The 6,266-nt window shown below is 59.1% G+C and carries 3 protein-coding genes and 1 tRNA gene; 3 read left to right on the plus strand and 1 reads right to left on the minus strand.

The window, feature by feature from the left end; translation table 11 throughout:
* Positions 1-87 precede the first annotated feature (87 nt).
* On the minus strand, positions 88-2,640 hold the full coding sequence (locus HMPREF2690_RS10330) for a hypothetical protein (RefSeq protein WP_070820839.1): 2,553 nt from the start codon (positions 2,638-2,640) through the stop codon (positions 88-90).
* Positions 2,641-2,809: 169 nt separating this feature from the next.
* On the opposite strand from HMPREF2690_RS10330, the gene mgtE reads away from it, so the two are divergent.
* From mgtE to HMPREF2690_RS10345, 3 genes are all read left to right on the plus strand, one after another.
* Complete coding sequence (mgtE, locus tag HMPREF2690_RS10335) at positions 2,810-4,162, plus strand: magnesium transporter (protein ID WP_070422014.1); 1,353 nt, start codon at positions 2,810-2,812, stop codon at positions 4,160-4,162.
* A 73-nt stretch (positions 4,163-4,235) separates the two neighbouring features.
* Positions 4,236-4,311 (plus strand) — tRNA-Arg (locus tag HMPREF2690_RS10340).
* A gap of 148 nt (positions 4,312-4,459) precedes the next feature.
* A partial coding sequence (locus tag HMPREF2690_RS10345; RefSeq protein ID WP_141761244.1) for an MSCRAMM family protein occupies positions 4,460-6,266 on the plus strand: 1,807 nt, incomplete at its 3' end.

Below are 6,266 nucleotides of genomic sequence, written 5' to 3' on the forward strand. Positions count from 1 at the left end.
CACACCCCGTCAAATATGTCGTGACTTCGGACACCTCCGGGCGCACAAGAAAAACCCCCGCTGAGCGGGGGTTTTCGCATTGAGGGGCTACTGCGTCTCGACGACCGGCGCAACCGTCGTCGGCGCCTCCTCCTTATCCTTGCGGGACGAGCCGTTGACGTTGATGTCAACGCTCTGCACGTCCGGGACACAGGTGCGTACCGCGGTAGCGATCAGCAGCGCGGAAACCAGGCCGACGATACCGCCGCCGATTGCCATCGCCTGGGCAGGATCGAGGCCAGCGTTGCGGGCGGCCGCGGTGAAGATGTCGCCAGCCTGGCCGTTTGCCTGGCCCAGACCCGGGAGGCCCGCCTGGTTAGCCAGCGCGAGCGGCAGCATCAGGACCAGCGGCACACCAAGGCCGACGAGGGAAGCGATGCAGCGCGGGTCGGAGGACCCACCGGTGGCGTTGACCTTGGCGCCGACGAGCTTGTCGCCGCCCTGCTGGTCGCCGTTGCCACCCTTCTTCGAGGAGCCGCCCGAGCTGCCGAACAGACCACCATTGGCGTTGTCGCGGATGTCCGGGTTGGCGTTGTTCGTGACCACAACGGAGTTGTTCGAGCCGTTGTCGTTCGCGTTGCCGGTGATGACAACGGTCGGGTTGGCGTTGTTGGTCGCCACGACCGAGTTGTTGGAACCGTTGTTGTTCAGGTTGTCGCGCGGGTTTGCATTGTCCGTGACGACGACCGAGTTACCAGAACCGTTGTTGTTGGCGTTGTTGGTGATCACCGGGTTGGCGTTGTTGGTGACCACAACGGAGTTGTTCGAGCCGTTGTTGTTGGCGTTGCCGGTGACAACAGGGTTCGCGTTGTTGGTGACCACAACGGAGTTGTTCGAGCCGTTGTTGGACCCGTTGTCGTTCATGTTGCCGGTGATAACCGGGTTCAGGTTATCCGTAATGACAACGGACGGGTTGCCGTTGTTGTTGAAGTTGTCGCGCGGGTTCGCATTATCGGTAACAACCACGGAGTTGTTGGAGCCGTTGTCGCGAATGTCCACCGTCGGGTTCGCATTGTTCGTCACGACGACCGAGTTGCCGGAACCATTGTTGGAGCCGTTGTCACGGATCTCCACGGTCGGGTTGGCGTTGCCGGTGACGATGATGCCGCTCGGCTGCACCTCAACCTTGACGATGCCCTCCAGCGGGCTCTTGCCGTCCTTACCGCCACCGAGCAGACCGCCGAGAAGGTTGCCGAGGAGGCCGCCGGCGCCGCTGCCGTTACCGCCGCTGCCGCCTTCGGAGCCTTCGCCCTTGCCGCCACCGATCAGGTTGCCAATCAGGTTGCCCAGGCCGGTGCCGCCGGTCGCGCCGCCGATGATGCTTCCCAGCAGCGGGCCGAGAATGTCTGCTGCGGTACCTGCTACTTCAGCCGGGGTTTTGGACGGGTTCTTCGCAGCAATCTTCAGCGTTGCCTTGAACGTGTCCTTCGTGCCGTCGTCGTGGACCTGCTCGACGGAGACAGGCAGTTCAATGTCGCCTTCCGTGAAGGTGGTCGGCGGGGTGATGCGGACGCCGTCGGCGTCGGTGGTGACGCTCCAGCCGGTCGGCAGGCTCACGCCACCCTTGCTCAGGGTCACGCCCTTCGGCAGCTTGAGCGCATCCAGCGTCTTGGCGGAGGTGGACTTCTCAAAGTCGACCGGGTAGGTCTTCTCCAGTTCCTTTTCCCAATCGCCGACGGGGCGCTCGTCGATAACGTTCAGACGCAGCGTGGTCGTGAACGCCTCGCCCTCGGCGGGGGTCACCTTCACGGCGATGTCCTTGTTGCCGGTACCAAAAGCAGTCGCGGACTGCGGGCGAATCACGGTGAGGGTGCCGTTGTCGTTACGGAAGTTCCAGTTGAAGATCGTGTTCGTCGTCGGTGCGACGGTGTCACCCGGCTGCAGTTTCAGGCCTTCGACCACTGCTTCCTTCTTGTTCCAGAAGTTGGCGGTGTTGAAGCGACCGTTGAAGGCGTTTGCGGTTGTCTTCGGGGCATTGCTTGTCGACGACTCCTCCGCCGGCGGGGTAGCCGTCGTCGGAGCCGGCTCAGAGGGGGGCTCTTCTGCAGGAGCGGTCGTGGTCGGAGCGGGCTCCTCCGAGGTTGGGGCCTCGGGCGTCGGTTCCTCGGACGTTGGGGCCTCGGAGGTCGGCTCCTCAGGCGTTGGCTCCTCCGGCGCTGGGCAGGCGTCGGCAGGCTCGGTGAACGTGTTTCCCTCGGCCTTCTTATCCACGACGTTGACCTTCAGCGTGGTGTCGAAGGAAGAGCCGTCGGCCTTGGTTACCTTGACCGCAATGTTCTGGTTGCCCTTCCCGAAGGAGATCGCAGCCTCTGGACGGATGAGAATCAGGTTGCAGCCGCTGGTGCGGAAGCGCCATTTATTGCGGGCGAGAAGGAGTGCCGTTGCTTCGACCTTGTCGCCGGGCTCAAGCACAAGCCCTTCTACGACTGCTTCGTCGACATCCCAGAAGTTGGTGGTGGTGTAGGTGGTGTCGAACGCGCTGGCGTCGACAGCTGCCGCCACCGGGGTGATGCTGACGGGGGATACGAATGGCGCCACCAGCGCCAGGGAGAGCGCGCCCGCCGCGATGGATACGCGTCGGGAACGTACAGTTTTTGCCATGGGGGCTCCTTGGGTCTGGGCGATAACGCCGATTCCTGGGTGTTTCCGCGAGATGTATCGCAAAACGTTCGTAAAGTTTTACACATGCGTAATAAATGCGGAATAGCTATCTGGGAATAGCCCCCGCTCGGGTGAATATGAAGCCAGGTACGCTCGCGGTGTGAGAGCTATGCAAACGGCTGATTTGGCCAATATTGAACGGAAGTTGCGGCGCCGCCGTCTATCCCCGCGCGATTTGGCTGCTATGCAGCACAAACTCGCGGGGATGGACTTGCGTGACATCGTCCGTTTGGTGGAGCGGCAGCCGTCGAGACGCGGTGCGGAGCTGGTGCGACTGCTGCCAGCGCCTCGAGCCGCTGTGCTTTTCGACGCCCTCGCGCCCGCCCACCAGGCCGAAATCGTCGAAGCCTTAGGTGATCATCAGATCCCCGGCCTGTTCGATGCCCTCGGCACCGAGGACTTGGTCATGCTGCTCGATCACATGGATCCGGAGGTGGCGGAGCGGGTTCTCAACGAGTTGGATGAGGACGACCGCGCCTACACAGACCTGATTCTCGCCTACGAGAAGGGGTCGGTCGGCCGTGTCATGTCGCCGAATGTGGAGGCGGTTGGTGCGACGGAGACGGCGCAGGAGGTCGTCGATAAGCTGCGCGCGCATGTTGATGACCTGGAGACGATCTACACCGTGCCAGTTATCGACGACATGCACCACGTCACCGGCGTACTCAGCCTGAAGGACCTGTTCAAGGCGCGTGCGGATGACGAGGTGGGCACCATCATGCGCGAAACCCCCACCGTCGTGGAGAGCGAAGACGCCGAGTATGCGGCGCGTCGCCTGCTCGCGTCTGGTCACCTCGCGTACCCGGTGGTGGATAACGGCCAGCACCTCGTGGGCATTTTTACTTACGACGAGGCCCAGGACATCGTCGAGTTCGCCGACAGCGAGGACTCCGCACGTCAGGGCGGTTCCGAGTCGCTGAAGCAGCCGTATCTGTCCACGCCGGTGCTCAACCTGGTGCGCTCCCGCATCGTGTGGCTGCTCGTGTTGGCGGTTTCCGCGATTCTGACCGTGCAGGTGCTCGGCATCTTTGAGGACACGCTCGCCCAAGTGACCGTGCTGTCCCTATTTATTCCGCTGCTGACCGGCACCGGCGGCAACACCGGTAACCAGGCCGCGACAACGGTGACGCGTGCGCTAGCGCTTCACGACGTCACCAAGGGCGACATCTTTAAAGTCATGTGGCGCGAACTGCGCGTCGGCGCGACCCTTGGTTCGGTGCTTGGCATCCTCGGTTTGGGTATCGCGTGGGCCGTTTTCGGGCAAGAAATAGGCATTGTGATCGGTTCCACACTTTTTTGTGTGTGCGCCATGTCCGCGACCGTCGGCGGCATCATGCCGATCATCGCTCGCGCAGTCGGCGCCGACCCGGCGGTGTTCTCCAACCCGTTCATCTCTACCTTCTGCGACGCGACCGGTTTGGTCATTTACTTCCTCATCGCCAAGAGTGTGCTTGGCCTGTAATGGTGTCCTGAACTGCCGTTTTGGTGGTGTGCCCTGCCGGGTGTAATGTTCTTCTTCGTTGCCAACAGGCACTGCGCCCGTAGCTCAACGGATAGAGCATCTGACTACGGATCAGAAGGTTGGGGGTTCGAATCCCTCCGGGCGCACCAATTTCGGGAAGGCCCCACACGGATCGTGTGGGGCCTTCCCTTTTCGCTTCTTTCGCGATTTTTCTGAGACGCAATTACGGCAAAGATTAATAAACCCTTTGAATCTGAATAAACACTGATTAACCAGGGTCTTTAGATGTGAGTGCGCTTGAAAGCGCCTGTCCAAGTTGGTAAATTATTTGGAAGTCTCGCGCGGAAGTTCGTGTTCTATGTACTTCTTGCCCGAATTTCTCCCGTTATAGAAAAATCAACCATTGGAGCAATCTTGAACAACGCTTCCTCTCCGTTCGATTTCAACGCGAACTTCTCCGCGCGCCGTTCCTCACGTCGCGGCTTCTCCGGCAAGCGCACTGCCATTGCAGGTATGACCGCAGTGTCGCTGGCGCTGTCAGGCTTGGCTGTGCCGAGTGTTGTTGGTGGGGAGGGGAGTTTCGGGGTGCAGGCTGCAGCTGCTGCCGGCGTTGCTGCCCAGTCTTCGTATCCAGGGGGCAAACTGAGTTTCTCCACCTTGAATCTGGGCGCTATTGGGAAAACTGATCTTGCCATTACTACAGACCCTTACTATCAAAGGCTTAGGCCAAAGGCCCGATTCCCTGAGGGGCAAATGGTTTTCGACGTGAAAGTCGATGGGCACTCTATTGGTGCAGTAAACGGCCATTCAACTGACGGCGGTCTAAATTACCTACTCAAGACATCCTCACTGTTCGACGGAAATTCTAACTTCACGGGCAAGTCGGTAGTTTTTACGTCTCGGCAGAAGGTAACCACCGACAACCGCTGGCCGGTGCCAATGAAGGTGTCGATGGGTTCTCCGACCGAGAATGAGGAACAGTCGGATCCTGCAACCGGGTCGGTTCCGTTTTCTGTGTCTGGCCTTGGACGTGGCAAGCAAGTCACGGCCACGGTAAAAGACTCGAATGGTACCGAAGTGTGGTCTAGCAAGGTGGGCGAGGGTGAATCCCAGTCGTCCGAGCTGGCTCCGGGTGTCTACTCGGTGTCATTATCCGAATTGCCTTCCGGTTATAAGCTGTCTTCTGGAATCGAAGGCCAACAAACTGTCCGTATTGATGACAATGGTGTGAGTGACGGTTCTGCCTATTTTAGACTTGAGCAGATTACCGGCATTATTCCGTTTTCGTTGAAGGGGCTCGCTCGGGGGCAGCAAGTTCTGGTTACGGTTCGGGATGCGAATGGCGTCAAGGTGTGGGAAGGTTGGCGCAGCAATGGGGAAATCGATCTTAGAGGTGCAACCGTAGGTAAATATTCGGTCGAGGTGTCCGGATGGCCCGATGACCACAAGTTGATCTCGGCGGGTGGCGCTCTAAAACGGGCCGAAATTTTTAACGACGGCCAGAATTCTGGTGCCGTAGATTTTGAATTTAGCCAGAATAAGGGGGCAATCTCTGGTTCGGTTTCCGGCTTAGTTGGGGATGACAAAGCCACGATCGTAATTCGACAGGCGTCTGGAGACCAGGTATTTGCCCAGGAGCTCGGCAACGGCGAAAAGTTTGTGAGCGGAGCACTCACAAAAGGCACCTATAGCGTGTCTATTGCTAAGCCAGCTGATTACCGGATGGAATCAGAAGCAGTTATCGAAGTTGTAGTTGATAACGATGGTAAGGCATCGAAAACCGCAGACTTTAGGGTTGCCCAGAATAAGGGTGCAGTGGCAGGGTCTGTGTCGGGCTTGTTCGGCGATGACCAAGCTGAGGTAGTAGTTAGACGCGCTGGTGGGGAGCAGTTTTTCTCCAAGAGCTTGTCTAACGGTCAATCGTTTGTCACGGACGAATTGACTAAAGGCACCTATGTGGTCTCTCTTAATAAGCCTGGTCAGTACCAAATGGCTTCTCCTGCGGAATACAGAATTTCGATTGATGATGCAGGGCAGGCGTCCCAAACTGCTGACTTTAAAGTAACGCCGAATGATGGTTCGGTTTCCGGCGAGGTTTTGGATG

Origin of the sequence: Corynebacterium sp. HMSC034E11, from assembly GCF_001835905.1 — a bacterium.
In the GTDB taxonomy this organism is placed as follows: domain Bacteria; phylum Actinomycetota; class Actinomycetes; order Mycobacteriales; family Mycobacteriaceae; genus Corynebacterium; species Corynebacterium coyleae.

Bases quoted from the DNA above. Each gene is read 5' to 3' on its own strand.
- mgtE (WP_070422014.1), top strand. From the start codon at position 2,810: ATGCAAACGGCTGATTTGGCCAATATTGAACGGAAGTTGCGGCGCCGC.
- HMPREF2690_RS10330 (WP_070820839.1), bottom strand. From the start codon at position 2,640: ATGGCAAAAACTGTACGTTCCCGACGCGTATCCATCGCGGCGGGCGCG.